19 protein-coding genes are annotated in these 16,869 nt (G+C 39.5%); 9 read left to right on the forward strand and 10 right to left on the reverse strand.

The window, feature by feature from the left end; all coding sequences use genetic code 11:
* Positions 1 to 156: 156 nt before the first annotated feature.
* The 3 genes from AACM45_RS13310 to AACM45_RS13320 all read left to right on the forward strand — a co-directional run bounded on the left by AACM45_RS13310 (position 157) and on the right by AACM45_RS13320 (position 3,057).
* A complete protein-coding gene (locus AACM45_RS13310; protein WP_339143297.1) occupies positions 157 to 948 on the forward strand; it encodes a helix-turn-helix domain-containing protein in 792 nt (263 codons plus the stop codon).
* A 78-nt stretch (positions 949 to 1,026) separates the two neighbouring features.
* Positions 1,027 to 2,436: a serine hydrolase domain-containing protein gene (locus AACM45_RS13315; RefSeq protein ID WP_339143298.1), complete on the forward strand. Its 1,410-nt coding sequence runs from the start codon at positions 1,027 to 1,029 to the stop codon at positions 2,434 to 2,436.
* 141 nt (positions 2,437 to 2,577) lie between these two features.
* Positions 2,578 to 3,057 (forward strand): GyrI-like domain-containing protein, encoded by a 480-nt coding sequence (locus tag AACM45_RS13320; protein ID WP_339143299.1) that lies wholly within the window; start codon positions 2,578 to 2,580, stop codon positions 3,055 to 3,057.
* Between the two features lie 708 nt (positions 3,058 to 3,765).
* Here the strand turns inward: AACM45_RS13320 and AACM45_RS13325 are convergent.
* The 3 genes from AACM45_RS13325 to AACM45_RS13335 all read right to left on the reverse strand — a co-directional run bounded on the left by AACM45_RS13325 (position 3,766) and on the right by AACM45_RS13335 (position 5,985).
* Positions 3,766 to 4,128 (reverse strand): endonuclease domain-containing protein, encoded by a 363-nt coding sequence (locus AACM45_RS13325; RefSeq protein ID WP_339143300.1) that lies wholly within the window; start codon positions 4,126 to 4,128, stop codon positions 3,766 to 3,768.
* A gap of 345 nt (positions 4,129 to 4,473) precedes the next feature.
* Positions 4,474 to 5,343, reverse strand: a complete 870-nt coding sequence (locus AACM45_RS13330) for a hydroxymethylglutaryl-CoA lyase (RefSeq protein ID WP_339143301.1) — start codon at positions 5,341 to 5,343, stop codon at positions 4,474 to 4,476.
* Between the two features lie 15 nt (positions 5,344 to 5,358).
* Positions 5,359 to 5,985 carry a LysE family translocator gene (locus AACM45_RS13335; RefSeq protein ID WP_339143302.1) on the reverse strand — a complete coding sequence of 209 codons (627 nt, stop codon included), beginning with the start codon at positions 5,983 to 5,985 and terminating at the stop codon, positions 5,359 to 5,361.
* 168 nt (positions 5,986 to 6,153) lie between these two features.
* On the opposite strand from AACM45_RS13335, the gene AACM45_RS13340 reads away from it, so the two are divergent.
* Entirely contained in the window at positions 6,154 to 6,585 is a 432-nt protein-coding gene (locus tag AACM45_RS13340) for a Dabb family protein (RefSeq protein ID WP_339143304.1), read from the forward strand.
* Positions 6,586 to 6,608: 23 nt separating this feature from the next.
* Here the strand turns inward: AACM45_RS13340 and AACM45_RS13345 are convergent, their stop codons facing one another.
* Positions 6,609 to 7,160, reverse strand: coding sequence for a DinB family protein (locus AACM45_RS13345; protein ID WP_339143305.1), 552 nt, complete (start codon positions 7,158 to 7,160; stop codon positions 6,609 to 6,611).
* Between the two features lie 72 nt (positions 7,161 to 7,232).
* Here AACM45_RS13345 and AACM45_RS13350 point away from each other — a divergent pair, with 72 nt between their 5' ends.
* Positions 7,233 to 7,739, forward strand: coding sequence for a CIA30 family protein (locus AACM45_RS13350; RefSeq protein ID WP_339143306.1), 507 nt, complete (start codon positions 7,233 to 7,235; stop codon positions 7,737 to 7,739).
* Here the strand turns inward: AACM45_RS13350 and AACM45_RS13355 are convergent.
* Positions 7,731 to 8,783, reverse strand: a complete 1,053-nt coding sequence (locus AACM45_RS13355; protein ID WP_339143307.1) for a quinone-dependent dihydroorotate dehydrogenase — start codon at positions 8,781 to 8,783, stop codon at positions 7,731 to 7,733. The two genes, AACM45_RS13350 and AACM45_RS13355, sit on opposite strands and share 9 nt — an antisense overlap.
* Before the next feature lie 56 nt (positions 8,784 to 8,839).
* Positions 8,840 to 9,259: a hypothetical protein gene (locus AACM45_RS13360; protein ID WP_339143308.1), complete on the reverse strand. Its 420-nt coding sequence runs from the start codon at positions 9,257 to 9,259 to the stop codon at positions 8,840 to 8,842.
* A gap of 94 nt (positions 9,260 to 9,353) precedes the next feature.
* Here AACM45_RS13360 and pepT point away from each other — a divergent pair, with 94 nt between their 5' ends.
* Entirely contained in the window at positions 9,354 to 10,580 is a 1,227-nt protein-coding gene (gene pepT / locus AACM45_RS13365) for a peptidase T (RefSeq protein WP_339143309.1), read from the forward strand.
* A 62-nt stretch (positions 10,581 to 10,642) separates the two neighbouring features.
* A complete protein-coding gene (locus AACM45_RS13370) occupies positions 10,643 to 11,245 on the forward strand; it encodes a YdeI/OmpD-associated family protein (RefSeq protein ID WP_339143310.1) in 603 nt (200 codons plus the stop codon).
* A gap of 2 nt (positions 11,246 to 11,247) precedes the next feature.
* Here the strand turns inward: AACM45_RS13370 and AACM45_RS13375 are convergent, their stop codons facing one another.
* The 4 genes from AACM45_RS13375 to nusB form a co-directional block, all read right to left on the reverse strand.
* On the reverse strand, positions 11,248 to 12,600 hold the full coding sequence (locus tag AACM45_RS13375) for a Gfo/Idh/MocA family protein (RefSeq protein ID WP_339143311.1): 1,353 nt from the start codon (positions 12,598 to 12,600) through the stop codon (positions 11,248 to 11,250).
* Between the two features lie 92 nt (positions 12,601 to 12,692).
* A complete protein-coding gene (gene yajC, locus AACM45_RS13380) occupies positions 12,693 to 12,983 on the reverse strand; it encodes a preprotein translocase subunit YajC (protein WP_339143312.1) in 291 nt (96 codons plus the stop codon).
* 9 nt (positions 12,984 to 12,992) lie between these two features.
* On the reverse strand, positions 12,993 to 13,472 hold the full coding sequence (locus AACM45_RS13385) for a DUF1573 domain-containing protein (protein ID WP_339143313.1): 480 nt from the start codon (positions 13,470 to 13,472) through the stop codon (positions 12,993 to 12,995).
* 60 nt (positions 13,473 to 13,532) lie between these two features.
* Complete coding sequence (gene nusB / locus AACM45_RS13390; protein ID WP_339143314.1) at positions 13,533 to 14,477, reverse strand: transcription antitermination factor NusB; 945 nt, start codon at positions 14,475 to 14,477, stop codon at positions 13,533 to 13,535.
* Positions 14,478 to 14,642: 165 nt separating this feature from the next.
* Here nusB and AACM45_RS13395 point away from each other — a divergent pair, with 165 nt between their 5' ends.
* Both AACM45_RS13395 and AACM45_RS13400 read left to right on the forward strand, forming a co-directional pair.
* On the forward strand, positions 14,643 to 16,391 hold the full coding sequence (locus tag AACM45_RS13395; protein ID WP_339143316.1) for an ABC transporter ATP-binding protein: 1,749 nt from the start codon (positions 14,643 to 14,645) through the stop codon (positions 16,389 to 16,391).
* 81 nt (positions 16,392 to 16,472) lie between these two features.
* Positions 16,473 to 16,856: a PUR family DNA/RNA-binding protein gene (locus tag AACM45_RS13400; RefSeq protein ID WP_339143318.1), complete on the forward strand. Its 384-nt coding sequence runs from the start codon at positions 16,473 to 16,475 to the stop codon at positions 16,854 to 16,856.
* Positions 16,857 to 16,869: the final 13 nt, after the last annotated feature.

Genomic DNA, 16,869 nt, shown 5'->3' on the forward strand with positions numbered 1-16,869 from the left:
GTGAAACCCAATATGATAGTGCAATACCCCGGATATCGTTCCTGTTTTCTTATATTTCCGTAAAATTCACGACCAGCCCACCAACTCGCAGACTTTTAGTACAGCTGTTGCACTTGCCCAGCATTACTTGTAACTATAACGCAAAAAAATAGGTTTTTGAAAGAAGAACAAAACAGCAACAAATACAGAAAACTAAATATTCTTGATGGCATAGAAACGCTACATGCCCAAAATTGTACTGTCAATTTTCCTCTTCACAAGCATGAAACCTATAATATTTCGTTGATTCTTAAAAATGTTTTCAGAACGGATTTAATGACCAACTCTTTTCTTGCACCCACAGCGTCAATTGCCATAACCAACCCGAATGAATTTCATGCCACACCATGTGACACGACCGGTGGCAATTCATTTTTTACATTTTACATACCCGAAAGTATTATTGCCCATCTTTCAGATAACCACAATTTTTTCATAGAAGATAGGGTGATTTGTAATCAGTCACTATTCAACGAATTTTTATGGCTCGCTAAAATAGACAATGGCCATAAACCTAATTTTGAAGAACGTTTTCTGAAAACGCTAAAATTGCTTTTGAACCGTTGTCAAGTAAGTACGTTAAGAAGATATGACAATAGCAGTATTAAATTGTTCATCAAAGAAATCATTGCCGAAACAGATTCTTTTTCACTTGAATGGATCAACACCAAATATGGCATCAATAAATACAAGTTTATACGCTTGTTCAAAGAAGAAATAGGGTTGACGCCAAAACAGTTTTTTCTATATACGAGAATAGAAAAAAGCAAAAAAATGTTACAGCAGGGGTATCCCATCATGGATGTCGCGATTAGATGCGGATTTTATGATTCTCCACATTTTTATAAATACTTCAAACAATATACCGGGGTTAATCCATTGGAATTTCAATCGGCTTTTACAGATTAAAAAGAGTCGTGCAATTTTTTACAATAGATTTAATTTTTCCCTGCGCAAATTTGCATTACATCTTATTTAGTTGAGAATATGAGGTTTTCCAAATTATTTTTTATTGTACCCCAGTGCTTTTTTTGCCTGGGTATACAGGCACAAATTGAGGAAAAGAGTATTAACATTACTTCGCTAGAAACCAAACTAGATTCACTTTTTCAAGCCACCATGTATGAACAGCGAATACCAGGAGCAGCCATTATAGTCATAAAAAATGGAAAAACCCTTCTAAAAAAAGGGTATGGTTTTCACCGATTGGGAGAAGAAGTTAATTATGTAAACCCAGATTCGACCATTTTTCGAATTGGGTCCATTACAAAGTCATTCACCGCTTTGGCGCTACTTCAACAAATTGATAGCAACACGATTTCATTAAACACCGATGTGAACCGTCATCTAACCTCATTGCAGCTAGCTGAAACATTTCAAATACCTATTACCCCTTTTCACTTGTTGACCCATAGTGCAGGGTTTGACGAGTTAGGAGGAAGACGGGTTTTTAATGAGAATGAACAAATTCCCCTGTCCAATTTTTTAAAGACCAATCTGAAAAGAATTCGTAAACCCGGTAAGGTTACAGCTTATTCCACATATGGTATTGCACTTTCTGGTCTACTTGTACAAGATATTACCAATGCACCCTTGGAAGCGTATATGAGGGCAAACATATGGAAGCCCCTAGGGATGAATATGACGAGTATTGATTTACCCGAAGAACATGGTGTACTCACTTCTCTAGGCTATGAGATGTACAATAATATCAATATTCCACAGCCATGGGAATGGTATCACACTTTTCCGGCATCTTCCATCAATAGCACAGTAAGTGATATGGGAAGGTATATGCGAATGCTTCTAAATCTAGGGGAAATTGACGGACAAAGGATCCTCAGTACTGAGTTGACGAAAAAAATGCTCACGAAACAATTATCCATACATCCTGATGCTGATGGTTTCACCTTTGGATTGTACGAAAGAAAGTGGAATGATATTTTATCAATTAGCCATGGAGGGGAAATGTTGGGGTACAGCTCATTTATGACTTTACTGCCAGAAGAAAACATTGGAATCTTTGTCGTTCACCATCATGAGGGCACAAATTTAAGGTATCTCGCTATCGAAACCATTCTTAATGAACTTGTTGAAAATAAACCAAAGCCTGTTTATGCAGAAAGAATTAAAAGCGATTTAACCCCCTTTACCGGAAAGTATATTTGGCTATCCAATTGTCAAACATGCATTGATAACGATGACCAGCAATCTTGGGAACTAAAAGCCAATAACGATTACACACTTTCAGGCTTCAATCGTACTTTCCATCAGATAACCCCCTTAGTGTTCAAGAGCACGGATGGTCAACGTACAATGACTTTTAAAAAAGATAACAAAGGGGAAGTCATGTTTATGTCACTCGGCAATATAAACGTATTCCAGAAAGTAAAATAGCAATAGGCTTACTTATACTCTATTCGAATAGGTTAACTAAAAAACCGTTCTTTAGTTACATCAATTTAGCAGGCCGAAAACAGATGATCATTAACCCTTACCCATTTTTACTATATTCCCTAAAACTTACGATACGGAATCATGCAACCCAAAATCAAAACCCTCCAACCCAAAAAACTAGTTGGCCTTTCTTTAAAGATGAGTTTGGCCAACAATAAAACCGCACAGTTATGGGGGCAATTTGGCCCTCGAATAAAAGAGATACCACACCGCGTTTCAGAAAACAAGATTTCGATGCAAATCTATCCCCCAAGCTATTATGCCCAATTTAGCCCCGTTACCGAATTTAAAAAGTGGGCCACTGTGGAGGTCAGCTCTTTTGATGATATCCCAGAGGGGTTGCAATCCTTTGAACTGCAGGGCGGACGCTATGCCGTTTTTGACTATAAAGGGTCCAGTGCCGACCCTGCCATCTTTCAGTATATTTTTTCGGAGTGGTTGCCTAACTCCAATTACGTGGTGGATGACCGTCCCCATTTTGAAGTCCTTGGTCCCAACTACAAAAACAACCATCCCGATTCAGAAGAAGAGATTTGGGTTCCTATAAAGGATAAGCACTGATTTAAGAAGACCCTTCATTTTAGAAAATAGCGAAATGGGTTTCGGACCAAATTATGAAAGAAGAAAGGGGAATTAGGAAAAGGCAATCCCTCCGTCAACTTCACTCCGTTCGCTGCCACCTCCCTTTAAAAAAGGGAGGAGTTACAGATAGGATGAACAAATGCATCTTTTTAGTTCCCTTACAAAGAACTCCCCACTTTGGAAAAGAGGGGAATGAATTCCGAGCGGAGCGAAGCAAAAAAAAGGGAACCAAAAAAATCCAATCCTTCCGTCCGCTTTACTTTGTTTGCTGCCACCTCCCATTTGTGAAGGGAGTCGTTACAGGTAGAATGAACAAATGCATCCTTTTAGTTCCCATACAAAGAACTCCCCTCTTTAGAAAAGAGGGGAATGAATTCCGAGCGCGGTGAAGAAAGAAAGGGGAGATTGAATTTCGAGCAAAACGAAGCACGAAAAAAAGAGGATTGGGGAAAGGCAATCCCTCCGTCAGCTTTACTTCGTTTGCTGCCACCTCCCATTTGTGAAGGGAGTCGTTACAGGTAGAATGAACAAATGCATCCTTTTAGTTCCCATACAAAGAACTCCCCTCTTTAGAAAAGAGGGGAATGAATTCCAAGCGCAGCAAAGGAAGAAAGGGGAGATTGCGAACCAATACCTTCGCCCACAACCAACTTTGACCAACTCTCCCTTGAACAGCGAGGAGTAATTTTAGGTACTCTTAAAATTATCCTTAATCTCTCGAAGTACTGAGGATAGGTTTTCAAAAACCATTTTATTCTCAAACCGCAACACGGTGAACCCTAATGCCTCAAGATCATTGTCTCGTTTGAAATCTTTTTCCGCTGCAGCGGCATTTATATGTACTTCACCATCCAATTCAATAATCAACTTTTCAGAAGCACAATAAAAATCAACGATATAATAATCGATGCTATGCTGTTTCTGAAAGCGCTTACCACCTAGTTTTTTGGCTTTGAGGTAGGTCCATAAAAAGGCTTCCGCTGGGGTCAAATTCTTTCGAAGTCCTTTTCTCCTTGAAATAAGTTCTTTCTTGTTATGGATACGTCTCATGGATTAAAAATAACTAAAGCTCGTTTATTTCAAAAAAAGAAGGTTTGGAAAGTAATCCCTCCGTCAGCTTCACTCCGTTCGCTGCCACCTCCCTTTAAAAAAGGGAGGAGCTATAAAAAGGTGAACAATAATTTTTAATCTTAGTTCCTGCACAAAAAGCTCCCCTCTTTTCTAAAGAGGGGAATGAATTCCGAGCGCAGCGAAGGAAGAAAGGGGAGATTGAATTTCGAGCAAAACGAAGCAAGAAAAAAAGGGAACCAAAAAAAATCAATCCCTCCGTCAGCTTTACTTCGTTCGCCGCCACCTCCCTTCGCAAAAGGGAGGAACCATGCAAAATCAAAAACCTTAATGATATACCGAAAAAAGTTCCGTAGCCTTATTATAGGCCGCTTCAAAGACCATCCAATTTACTCCGGTATCGGCTTTTTGTTCCGTAAAGTAAGAAAGCATTTTTTCAGTAGGCATATTGCCCGTAAGTTCGTCTTTGGCCATGGGGCAACCCCCAAAGCCTTGTACGGCCCCGTCAAAACGTCGACAACCTGCCTTATAGGCCGCATCCACTTTTTCATGCCATTTGGCCGGTACCGTATGCAAATGGGCACCAAACTCAATTTCTGGGTATTTCGGTATTAGGTTAGAAAATAAGTAATCAATTACTTCGGGCGTTGAACTGCCCACGGTATCAGAAAGTGATAATATGCCCACGCCCATTTTGGCTAATTTTTCGGTCCACTCCCCCACAATATCCACATCCCAAGGGTCGCCATAGGGGTTTCCAAAGCCCATCGAAATATAGGTAACTACCTTTTTGTTGGCAGCATCGGCAATATTCAAGATTTCTTGTAAAGTCTCCACGGATTGGGCAATGGTCTTATGCGTATTCCGCATCTGAAAGTTTTCAGAAATTGAAAATGGAAAACCCAAAAAGTCAATCTGCTCATGCATACTTGCATCGCGGGCCCCACGAACATTGGCAACAATCGCCAATAATTTGCTGGTAGTCTTTGAAAGATCCAAACCTTGAAGTACCTCAGCGGTATCTACCATTTGCGGAATTGCCTTTGGCGATACGAAACTTCCAAAATCCACGGTATCAAAGCCACAGCCCAACAAAGATTGAATGTATTTTACCTTTTTTTCGGTAGGGATAAATTCCTTGATACCCTGCATGGCATCCCTGGGGCACTCCACCATTTTCACCTGAGCTGTTGACATGGTATAAAATTAAGGTTATTTATCAGATAGCAATAAATAGCCCGCAATACCCACAAAAACCAAAATCTGTGTCCATTTTAAATACCGGCCGGCGTTATGATGGGTGGCAATATAATCGGAAATGGTCGCGGCCAGTAGGGCAATAGCTCCAAAAATCAGGGACGAGACCGTAATAAAAAGGAATCCGAGTACATAGAACTGTATGACCGTATCGATGGTCTTGCTGAATAAAAAACCAGGAAAAAAGGCCAAGAAAAAAATGGTCACTTTCGGGTTGAGTACGTTCATCAAAAAACCGGTTTGAAATAGTTTCCACAAGCCCTGTGGTGCCGTTTTCTGGTTCGAAAGATCAATTTTCGAATCACTTTTGTAGACTTTGTAGCTTAAAAATAGTAAATACAAGGCCCCGAACAACTTGATGATAAAGAAAAGGGAATCGTTTTGTTTGATCAAGGCCGAAACCCCGAAAGCCAATAGTGTGGTATGGATGAGACAACCCGACATGAGCCCTGCAACAGTTGCCAGACCATACTTTCTGCCGTTGGCCATACCCTGAACCATTACAAAAATATTGTCAGGACCAGGTGATATTGCCAAAACGGCAGTCGCCAACATAAAAGCACCAAGTATTTCGTAGCTCAAGAACGAAAGATTAAAAAATGAACTACCTCGAGGCAAGGCCGTGAGGTATCAAAAGAAAACTAAAATACGATTTCGACGCAAGCCAAAAGCTTTTAAAGTTAGATTATCGAGTCAAAATACAAAAATATCGCTATTGCGGTTTTAGTTCGTATCTTCCAAAATAAAAAAATGAAAACCAAACATTTACCTTATGTACTGTTTTTTATTTTAGCATTGGGAATTTCCTTTTCTGTTGCTACAATGGAAAAACGTACCGATACCTCCAAAACCAATACTAGTGAAATGACACCCAAGGATAGTGTTTTACGTCATGTCGTACTTTTTAAATTTACTGAAAACACCTCGGCAAGCAAGTTAACGGAAATTGAAACTGCCTTTAGCCAACTACCCGATAAAATCAAAGAAATTCAAGATTACGAATGGGGACTGAACAACAGTCCGGAAGGTTTGGAAAAGGGATTCACACATTGTTTTTTTGTCACTTTTAAAACTGAGGAAGCCCGTTCGGTCTATCTACCACACCCTGACCATAAGGCTTTTGTGGAATTGGCCTCACCTCACATTGAAGATGTATTGGTGGTGGATTACTGGACAAAATAATGCACAGAACCCTTTTGTCTATTTCACCAGGTGTATTCTGGTGGTTCAATGTTATTCATTCGTAAATAGAGGTTTGCTTTGGCCCGGTGATTGGTCAAATGATCTTGTACGTAAAACAAGGCAAAGGCCCTACTCACAGTATTCCCACTGTGGTACATCACACAAGTTTCATCTAATTGGGCCTGTTCAATGGTATTGATAACATTCGTAGTATAGGCAAACCCCTTTTTCAACAAAGTCACGATCTCATCTTTGGTCATTTGGGAAGCATCGGGGGTGTTGGGTTTAACCGTCTTACCTTCAACATAACGTTTGGTCAATAATTCAATGGTATACCCAATATGTACCATCTGTTCTGCAAAAGATTTACTCTCTTCAGTGGGTTTATAGCCATATAAGGCTTCAGGCATGGTTTCAGCGACCTCTAAACAGTGTTTTTGGGCTTCTTGCCATACCGGTAGATACATCTTCGTAAATGCAGTTTTTGGCGCTACTTCCCCTTGGGCAGGGAGAAGGTAAAAAGTAATACTACATACCAACACCAATAGTTCCTTTTTTTTAAAATAAGTTTTCATGTGTAAAGGTTTGTATTTGCTTTTCTAAATTACTTTAATTTTACGGTTCGACCAGTTCATTGTGTACATACCATGAATCACAACATTTTCAAACCAATCGTACTTTTCAACTTTACCCGAAATTCGGATTTAAGCAATTGGAAAATTGCTAATGATATCGTGATGGGTGGAAAATCATCAAGTACCATAAGTATCAATGACATGGGGCACGGGATTTTTAGAGGTACGGTCTCTTTAGAAAACAACGGCGGCTTTGCATCGGTTCGTTTTCAACATAAACCCTTCGCTACCCAAAACCATACTATCATAAAAATAATACTGAAAGGTGATGGTAAGCGGTATCAGTTTAGGATAAAGGATACGAGTGGCAATGACTGGTCGTACGTAAATTACTTTAAGACCTCAAAGACTTGGGAGACTATTGAAATTCCGCTTGAATCGCTTTATCCCAATTTTAGGGGGCGCCGTCTCAGCGTTCCAAATTTCGATAAACAGGAAATAGCTTCGTTCGGATTTTTGATTGGAAACAAAAAAGCCGAATCCTTTCAACTTGAAATTGATACGATCAGCCTAGAATGACTTTTTAGTGTTTTTTTCGAGTAGGGCTTTGTTGATGTTTTTTATCAACGTCGGGCCCTCATACACAAAACCGGTATATAATTGTACCAAATCCGCACCAGCATCCAATTTATCAAGTGCATCTTGGGCCGAATGAATACCCCCTACCCCAATAATTGGAAAGGCCTTGCCACTGTTTTCTGATAAAAACCGGATGACCTCGGTACTTCTATCGGTCAAGGGTCTGCCGCTAAGCCCACCCTTTTCCTCTGCCAAGGTCAAATGTGATTTCAGGCCTTTTCTATCAATGGTGGTATTGGTCGCAATGACCCCGTCAATTTTGGTATCATCGATAATTGCGATGATGTCAAACAGTTGATCATTGGTCAGGTCTGGGGCAATCTTTAAAAGAATGGGTTTGGTAGTCGTATTAAACTTTTTGGCATTTTTTTCGTTGGCCCGCTTTAGTTTTTTTAGAATATCGGTGAGCGGTTTTTTATCTTGAAGTTCCCTTAAACCCGGTGTATTGGGGGAACTGACATTGACCACAAAATAATCAACATGTTGAAAAAGGGCATCAAAACAAATAAGGTAGTCTTTTACGGCATCTTTGTTTGTGGTAACTTTATTTTTTCCAATGTTGCCCCCGACCAAGACGCGATGCTTTTTCTTAAGTCGCTCGACCGCATCGAATACCCCGCTATTATTGAATCCCATTCTGTTGATGATCGCATTATCGTCAACAAGTCTAAATAAGCGTTTTTTAGGGTTTCCCGCTTGGGGTTTTGGTGTTAGCGTCCCTATTTCAATAAATCCGAATCCAAAATCAGAAAACTCGTTGTATAATTTGGCATCTTTATCGAAGCCGGCCGCAAGACCTACCGGGTTTGCAAATTTCAGACCGAATACCTCCCTTTCAAGTCGCTCGTCTGAAATCACACAAAACCTCTTGTATAATCTGGTCAATCCAATTCTTGACAAGAACCGAATCATACCGAAAGAAAAATAGTGGGCAGTTTCCGCATCTAAAAGAAATACCAGAGGGCGGATAACGTATTTATACATCAATATGGATTTTGCACAAAAATAGAAACTTAAAAACGAGTCTTTAACAAAAAGGGTTATTTTTCGTTAAGTGACCTACTGGTAGCAATGGGGCTTCTTAGCAGTTGATTGCATAACATGATATACAGATTGTACTGTTCATCGTTAAATGTGCTTAGCATGCGTTTATCCAATAGCATCATATTCCCAGATATGGAATCTAAATATGCCTTATAGGTAATCGACATCTTCATTAAATCCTCGGGGGAACTTTGCGCATGTTTTTTCAACAGATGCTCTAATTTCAACTCATAGATCTCATTTCTAAACTTCAATTCAGCTCCCCAATTTGTAAGGTTTTTAACCTGTGCATCGGTCAATTGAAATACTTTGGTTATCACCTCATCATCTTTGCCACCGATACCTAGGTAACATTCCTCTTGTGCGATACTAAACGTAGCGGTCATAAAGAATAACAATAGGGTGACGTTTCTCATAAAAACAGTTGAAGGTGAAATATACACCAGCAAACAAATGATTTGGAATATTTACGATTGAATAAACATTATTTTTGATGAAAAGCGCTTTTTGATGAAAAAACTACTACCACGATTTTTAGAATATGTTTCCATAGATACCCAAAGTGACCCGAATTCGAAAACGACCCCAAGCACAAAAAAACAATGGACCTTGGCGAAAAAACTCGTTTTGGAGTTGCACCAAATAGGGATGCAGGAAGTATCCATTGATGAGCATGCCTATATTATGGCCACTTTACCAAGTAATATTGGAAAGGAAGTACCCACTATCGGTTTCATATCGCATTTTGATACAACACCTGACTTTACTGGGTTCAAGGTAAAACCGAAAATTATCGAGAATTATGACGGTGGCGACATCGTCTTGAATACTACCAAGAATATCGTGCTATCACCCGATTATTTTGAGGATTTACTACAATATCAAGGACAAACCTTGATAACCACTGATGGCACTACCTTACTTGGTGCCGACGACAAAGCCGGTATTGCTGAAATCATTACTGCCATGGAGTATTTGATTCAACACCCCGAAATTAAACACGGAAAAATCAGGATTGGATTCACACCAGATGAAGAAATAGGAAGGGGGGCACATAAATTCGATGTTGAAAAATTTGATGCCGAATGGGCCTATACCATCGATGGAAGTCAAGTCGGTGAATTGGAATATGAGAATTTCAATGCCGCAGGAGCTAAAGTCATATTTAAGGGTAAGAGCGTGCACCCAGGATATGCAAAAAACAAAATGATCAACGCCATCGGACTGGCAAACGATTTTTTAAGTCTTCTTCCGCAGCGCGAAAAGCCCGAAACAACCGAAGGTATTGAAGGCTTTTTCCATGTTCACCAGATCAAAGGTGATATCGAGCATGCAGAAATTGAATTGATCATACGAGATCATGACAGGGAACATTTTCAGGCACGAAAAGACCTCATAGCCAATATCACTGAAAAATTGAACAAAAAGTACGAGAACTGTGTCTCTTTTGAGGTCAACGACCAATACTTCAATATGAAAGAGAAAATCGAACCCGCCTTTCATATTGTTGAAATCGCCGAAGAAGCCATGATACAAATCGGTATCGAACCCATTATAAAGCCCATTCGCGGCGGAACGGATGGCTCACAATTAAGTTTCATGGGCCTGCCGTGCCCCAATATTTTTGCCGGTGGCCATAATTTTCATGGTAAATATGAATATGTGCCCCTAGAAAGCATGCAGAAGGCAGTTGAAACTATTGTGAAAATTTGCGAACTTACGGGGGAGAAGTTTTGAGGCGTAAGTCGTAAAAAATCAATTTATAGCCAACCAGAGTAATCAACAAGAACCCTAAAGTTATGGATAGGTCTGAAAAGGTTGCGTTCTATTTCAATGAAGAACACCACTATAAAGAAGCAATTTGTTTGCTTCGCGAACTAGCGTTGCAAACCGAGGTTGAAGAAACCTATAAATGGCAGTTTCCGACGTATACCGTAGCCGGTAAAAATGTTTTTGCCATATGCAAATTCAACAACCACTTCGGAATTTGGTTTTTCAACGGCGCATTTTTGAAAGACACAAAGGCGGTTTTAGAAAATGCCCAAGAAGGAAAAACCATGGCCATGCGCCACTGGAAATTCCATGCCAAAGAAGATATCGACCAGAAAATGGTTCTAGGGTACTTGAAGGAAGCCATCGAAAATCAAAAACAGGGGAAGGTTTTGGTCTCAACCAAGAAAACCCCAAGAAAAGTTGAAATTCCGACATTGCTGGCAGAAGCACTTGAAAGCGATAAGGCCCTAAAAGATGCCTTCAAAGGCATGTCTACGTACAAGCAAAATGATTATTGCGAATATATTCAAACCGCCAAGCAAGAGAAAACCAAAATCAAACGCCTCGAAAAATCAAAACTTCTTATCGCCCAAGGCAAAGGGCTTCATGACCAATACCGCAATTGTTAGTTTTAGTTTTGAACCTTTGGAATACGCCAACCGTTATGATACGCCGGTGTAAGTAGTTCATTCGCTTTTTCGTTATCAAATTGCGCTTTGGCGTCACTCCAATAAATTCGATTACCGGTCTTATAGGCAATATTGCCCATATGGCAGACCAATGCGGCATCGTACCCAACTTTTATCGGTGCTTTTAATACAGATCCATCACGGGTCTTCACAGCCTGAATAAAATTTGCGGTATGTAGATCAAGACCATTACCTTGATTGGTTTGTAACGGCACTGCTTCTATTTTGGGACCAAGATTTTTGTCCCAACCTTGACGTTCGTCTTCGGGAATAACCTCCCAACCATTGCGATCTAATACCAATGTTCCGTTGTTTCCTATAAAGGCAATACCATGGTCACGACCATAATTGCCCCCGTCAATACCCGTGGCATGTTCCCATAAAATGGAGAAGCCATCGTATTCATAAACCGTTTGTAAGGTATCGGGGGCTTCTTGGGCATCATTTGGGTAAGCGAATTTACCTCCTAATGCCATTACCGATTTAGGGGTCGTAGCCCGCATTCCATAGAGGGCATAATCCATCAAGTGTACACCCCAATCGGTCATCAATCCCCCGGCATAATCCCAGAACCATCTAAAGTTAAAATGAAATCTGTTGGGGTTAAAAGGTCGCTTTGGTGCTGGCCCTAACCACATCCCATAATCCACACCCTCAGGAACGTTGGCATCGGGTAAAACCGGAATTGAAGACATCCAACCCTGATAGGCCCAGGCTTTGGCCAAACGAATCTGCCCTAGCTTACCAGAATGGACATATGTAATCGCATCTACGAAATGGGGTTGGCTACGCTGCCATTGCCCTATTTGAACAATTTTTTCACTACCATTGACAACATCCAACATTACCTTGCTTTCTGTAATGGAATTGGCAATGGGCTTTTCGCAATAGACATCTTTACCAGCAGAAATAGCATCCGTTAATTGCAAACAATGCCAATGGTCAGGTGTACCAATAATTACCACATCAACATCCTTATCCGCTAAAAGGCTACGATAATCACGATACCACTTTGGTTTTTTAATTCCAGCTTTCTTTAGATCTTCACTTCTTGACCTTAAAACATTTTCATCGATATCACATAGGGCAACCAATTGTATTTCACTTATTTTAAGCATTGACACCAAATCTGTAAACCCCATTCCCTTGCAGCCAATTAGACCTACCTGAATGGTGTCATTCGCGCTTACCCTTTTACGTATTGTGGCCAATAATTCGGTAGGAAATAGGAATGCCGTGCCTATTCCCGCCGTATATAATGTGCTGCGCTTGATAAAATTCCTTCGATTTTCCATAGTGCCTAGAATTCCTAAAAAGATAGCGAATTATTGCCCACAAAAAAAGCATCTGTTAACACAGATGCTTTTTAAAAATATCGGATTTGATATTATTTTTTAATCGGAGCAGGATTCAATTTTCTACTCATTTCCATTGAAATGGCACTTTTATCAAACTTCAAACGACCTGCCATGGTCTCGATAACACAAGAACCATCCTTATCATTTAAATCGACTACTTTGCCGTGCAATCCGCTTTTGGTAATAATTTTATCCCCTTTTTTTAAAGCCTGGGCGAACTTCTTCTCATCTTTTTGCCGTTTCATTTGAGGGCGAATCATAAAAAAATAAGCCACTACGAAAATGAGTATTAGCGGAAAAAACTGTCCTAATCCTTCCATGTACGATTTTTAACTTTTAACGGGACCTGCTGGTGCCGCACCTTTAGGGTTAACAAAGGCTTTGATACGAAGTAATTCTGAACCTTTTGCCGTATTTGCCGTAACCGTAATGGTCTTGGTCACTTGATTTTGTCCTGAACCATTGAACTTCACCACCATTTCACCAGATTCGCCTGGTGCAATCGGTGTGTTCTTTGGGTATTGTGGCACCGTACAACCACAACTGCTTTTTGCATCTGTAATGATCAATGGGGCATCACCGGTGTTGGTAAAGGTGAAAATGGTTTCTTGCGGAGTACCTTGAACGATTTGACCAAAGTCATGTTCTGCCTTATCAAAGCTCATCACGGGAATCTTCTTGGCAACCTCATCGCGGTTAGAGGCGTTTTCAACATTATCGGCCACAACCTTTGAAGCGGCCTTGTCCTTACATGAAACTGAAATAAACAAAAGTGTAAAAACACTTAAAAATGCTACTGCTTTTTTCATTTTTAGATTTTTTATTTAGGCAAAAATAACGATTTATTGGTTATTTGGACATGTGATGGTCTATAGAAGTCCACGGCCCATTTTATTTAACTTACCGTCGGTCTTATACTCTTTCACCAACTTGTCTAAAATACCGTTTATGAAAATGCTACTTTTTGGGGTGGAGTACTCTTTTGCTATCTCTAAATATTCGTTCAGCGTGACTTTTTCAGGAATCGAGGGAAAATTCAATAATTCACAAATGGCCATTTTCAATAAGATGTTATCGATTTCGGCAATTCTATCCTTATCCCAGTTTGGTGTTTTACCATCGATTTCCTTTTCCCATTTGTCATTGTTCAATAGGGTCTTTACCAATAGATCTTTGGCATAGACCATATCTTGTTGATCCTTTAACAAGGCAGGCAAAAAGTAGTCTTCACCACTATGTGGTTTTGCCTTTTTCAATCGTTTCACCAGGTACGTGTTGACTATTGGAAAATCATCGATCCACGTCAATTTATCATCTTCGAAATACTCATAGATCTTTTCATTGGGTGCTATGATATTCTTGTATAAGGTCACTATAAACTCAAGGTCATCGTCATAGCTATCGGTTTTTGATGACATATGAGTATCATAAAAACCACTTGAGGTGATCTCTTTGTAAATGATTTTAACGTATTCTTCGTTCAAATACCAATTCTGTATTTTTTTATTCGCTAAAAGGGTTTTTATCCGCTGATTTCTTGACAATTGAACTAAAAGTCTATTCTTTATGAATTTTTCCTTGTCTGGATATATATTGGTATCGGCAAGATATTTTTTCGAGGAAAGCTTGACGTGATTGCTTGCCATTTGATGGAGTTCGATAAGCAAACTAAGCATCAACAGGTATAGCGTATACATGTTATCGATGCTTACCTTTAAGAATTTTTCCTGTTTTTCGAGTGAATCGTCTTTTGACTGTATCAATGCATAAATACACTGCATTACTTTTACCCTAATATGCCTTCTGGTAAGCATTATGAAAAGAACTTTAAAGATTGATAAATTTAAAAGCGCAAAAGTAAGCTTATATTTCATTCTGACCTACCGCACTGGTTTATCTTATCAGTTTTATAACATTGGCTTTATGGCTAAACCTATATCTTTGACTTTTTTCAAAAATTGGAAAACGAGGCGCTCTTTATGAAAGAATTGAAACATATCAACAAGTATTTCAAAAAGTACAGATGGAAATTACTTTTAGGAATACTGATTACGATTATTGCGCGTGTCTTTTCATTGGTCATGCCCTCGTACGTAAGTAAATCGGTTGACACGGTAGAAAAGTTTGCAAGCGGAAATCTAAGCGAATCCGTGGCAAAGGGGATGCTTTTTGAATACATCTTGATCATCATAGGGGCGGCATTGCTATCGGGTCTATTTACTTTTTTAATGCGACAGACCATTATAAACGTATCACGCTATATTGAGTACGACCTGAAAAATGAGGTTTTCGACCACTATCAGTATCTCAACCTGAACTTTTACAAACGCAACCGCATTGGCGATTTAATGAACCGTATCAGTGAAGATGTCACCCAAGTTCGTATGTACGGCGGGCCCGCCATTATGTATGGCATTCAAACACTTACCCTTTTCGTTTGTTTGATTCCGTTAATGTTCATCAAAGCACCTACCATCGCTTTCTACACTTTGGTTCCCCTGCCTGTTTTATCCGTTTTAATCTATCAAATCAGTAAAATCATCCATAAACGAAGCACCAAGGTTCAAGAGTACCTTTCAACACTTTCAACATTTACCCAAGAATCTTTTGCAGGTATATCGGTCATAAAAGCATATAATCTTGAAGAAAATGTAAATACTTCGCTCACCGATTTGGCCATAGAAGGAAAAAATACCAGTATGGATCTTGCCAAGGTCAATGCATGGTTTTTTCCGTTAATGATTTTATTGATAGGCATCAGCAACATATTTGTAATTTATATCGGAGGCAAACAATACATTAATGGCGAGGTAAGCTTAGGCATTATCGCCGAATTTATATTGTATGTCAACATGTTGACCTGGCCTGTCGCCATAGTAGGTTGGCTGACCTCTATTGTGCAACGTGCCGAGGCATCACAAAAACGCATCAATGAATTTTTAAAAGAACAACCTTCCATTAAAAATGAAGTGACTTCGGCAACACCGATCAAGGGGAAAATCGAGTTCAAAAACGTTTCCTTCACTTATGAGGATACGAATATTGAAGCATTGAAAGAGGTCTCTTTCACTATTGAGGCCGGTCAGACCATCGCGATCTTAGGAAAGACCGGAGCTGGAAAATCGACCATACTTGATTTAGTGGCTAGGCTATATGACGTTCATGAGGGCGAAATTTTAATTGATGGTGTTCCTATAAAAGACTTGAATCTTGATAGCTTAAGAAGTGCTATCGGGGCCGTGCCCCAAGATGCTTTTTTATTTTCCGACACCATAGAGAACAATATCCGATTCGGAAAGGAAGATGCCTCAAAAGACGAGATAATCACCGTTGCCAAAAATGCGGTAGTGCATGATAATATTAGCGACTTTTCAAAACAATATGAGACTATTTTGGGGGAACGTGGCATTACCTTAAGTGGGGGACAAAAGCAGAGGATTTCCATCGCAAGGGCCCTATTAAAAGACCCGAATATCTATCTTTTTGATGATTGCCTTTCTGCTGTAGACACCGAAACCGAAGAGGAGATCTTAAAAAACCTCAAACAAGCCTCAGAGCACAAAACCACATTGATCGTAAGCCATAGGGTATCATCGGCAAAGAATACGGACAAGATCATCGTGCTCGATCAGGGCAAGATCATACAAGAAGGAACACATGAGGAATTGAACGGTATAGAGGGCTACTATAAGCAACTTTACTTAGACCAATTGACTGAGAAAGAATAAACAAAAAAGTTGCTGGATTAGGTTTTTTTTCACATTTTTGAAAGAATTAGATAACATTGACACTAACAGACACTATACCACATGGGCGATAAAGATTTAATGGATCAAGAAGAAATTTTTTCAAAAGTTCTAAGGGCGGGGAGAAGAACCTATTTTTTTGATGTGAGAAGCACAAAGGCAGGTGACTACTATTTAACCATTACAGAAAGTAAAAAATTCACCCATGATGATGGTTCCTTCCATTACAAAAAACATAAAATTTACCTCTATAAAGAAGATTTTCATGCCTTCAAGGACATCATGGAAGAAATGATGGATTATATCATCGATGAAAAAGGTACCGAGGTCATTTCAGAACGTCATCAAAAAGATTTCAAAAAAGAAGAGGAAGGTTTTGGTAACAAAACCACTGATACGGATAATGGTTCCGGTAGTTTTACCGACGTCGATTTTGACGATATCTAGCAAAAAACTAAAA

Origin of the sequence: Croceitalea sp. MTPC5, from assembly GCF_036985505.1 — a bacterium.
GTDB lineage: Bacteria > Bacteroidota > Bacteroidia > Flavobacteriales > Flavobacteriaceae > Croceitalea.

Excerpts from the sequence above, each read along its gene's own strand:
- AACM45_RS13315 (WP_339143298.1), top strand. The coding sequence starts at position 1,027 with ATGAGGTTTTCCAAATTATTTTTTATTGTACCCCAGTGCTTTTTTTGC.
- AACM45_RS13320 (WP_339143299.1), top strand. The coding sequence starts at position 2,578 with ATGCAACCCAAAATCAAAACCCTCCAACCCAAAAAACTAGTTGGCCTT.
- AACM45_RS13325 (WP_339143300.1), bottom strand. The coding sequence starts at position 4,128 with ATGAGACGTATCCATAACAAGAAAGAACTTATTTCAAGGAGAAAAGGA.
- AACM45_RS13330 (WP_339143301.1), bottom strand. The coding sequence starts at position 5,343 with ATGTCAACAGCTCAGGTGAAAATGGTGGAGTGCCCCAGGGATGCCATG.
- AACM45_RS13340 (WP_339143304.1), top strand. The coding sequence starts at position 6,154 with ATGAAAACCAAACATTTACCTTATGTACTGTTTTTTATTTTAGCATTG.
- AACM45_RS13345 (WP_339143305.1), bottom strand. The coding sequence starts at position 7,160 with ATGAAAACTTATTTTAAAAAAAAGGAACTATTGGTGTTGGTATGTAGT.
- AACM45_RS13350 (WP_339143306.1), top strand. The coding sequence starts at position 7,233 with ATGAATCACAACATTTTCAAACCAATCGTACTTTTCAACTTTACCCGA.
- AACM45_RS13355 (WP_339143307.1), bottom strand. The coding sequence starts at position 8,783 with ATGTATAAATACGTTATCCGCCCTCTGGTATTTCTTTTAGATGCGGAA.
- AACM45_RS13360 (WP_339143308.1), bottom strand. The coding sequence starts at position 9,259 with ATGAGAAACGTCACCCTATTGTTATTCTTTATGACCGCTACGTTTAGT.
- pepT (WP_339143309.1), top strand. The coding sequence starts at position 9,354 with ATGAAAAAACTACTACCACGATTTTTAGAATATGTTTCCATAGATACC.
- AACM45_RS13370 (WP_339143310.1), top strand. The coding sequence starts at position 10,643 with ATGGATAGGTCTGAAAAGGTTGCGTTCTATTTCAATGAAGAACACCAC.
- AACM45_RS13375 (WP_339143311.1), bottom strand. The coding sequence starts at position 12,600 with ATGGAAAATCGAAGGAATTTTATCAAGCGCAGCACATTATATACGGCG.
- yajC (WP_339143312.1), bottom strand. The coding sequence starts at position 12,983 with ATGGAAGGATTAGGACAGTTTTTTCCGCTAATACTCATTTTCGTAGTG.
- AACM45_RS13385 (WP_339143313.1), bottom strand. The coding sequence starts at position 13,472 with ATGAAAAAAGCAGTAGCATTTTTAAGTGTTTTTACACTTTTGTTTATT.
- nusB (WP_339143314.1), bottom strand. The coding sequence starts at position 14,477 with ATGCTTACCAGAAGGCATATTAGGGTAAAAGTAATGCAGTGTATTTAT.
- AACM45_RS13395 (WP_339143316.1), top strand. The coding sequence starts at position 14,643 with ATGAAAGAATTGAAACATATCAACAAGTATTTCAAAAAGTACAGATGG.
- AACM45_RS13400 (WP_339143318.1), top strand. The coding sequence starts at position 16,473 with ATGGGCGATAAAGATTTAATGGATCAAGAAGAAATTTTTTCAAAAGTT.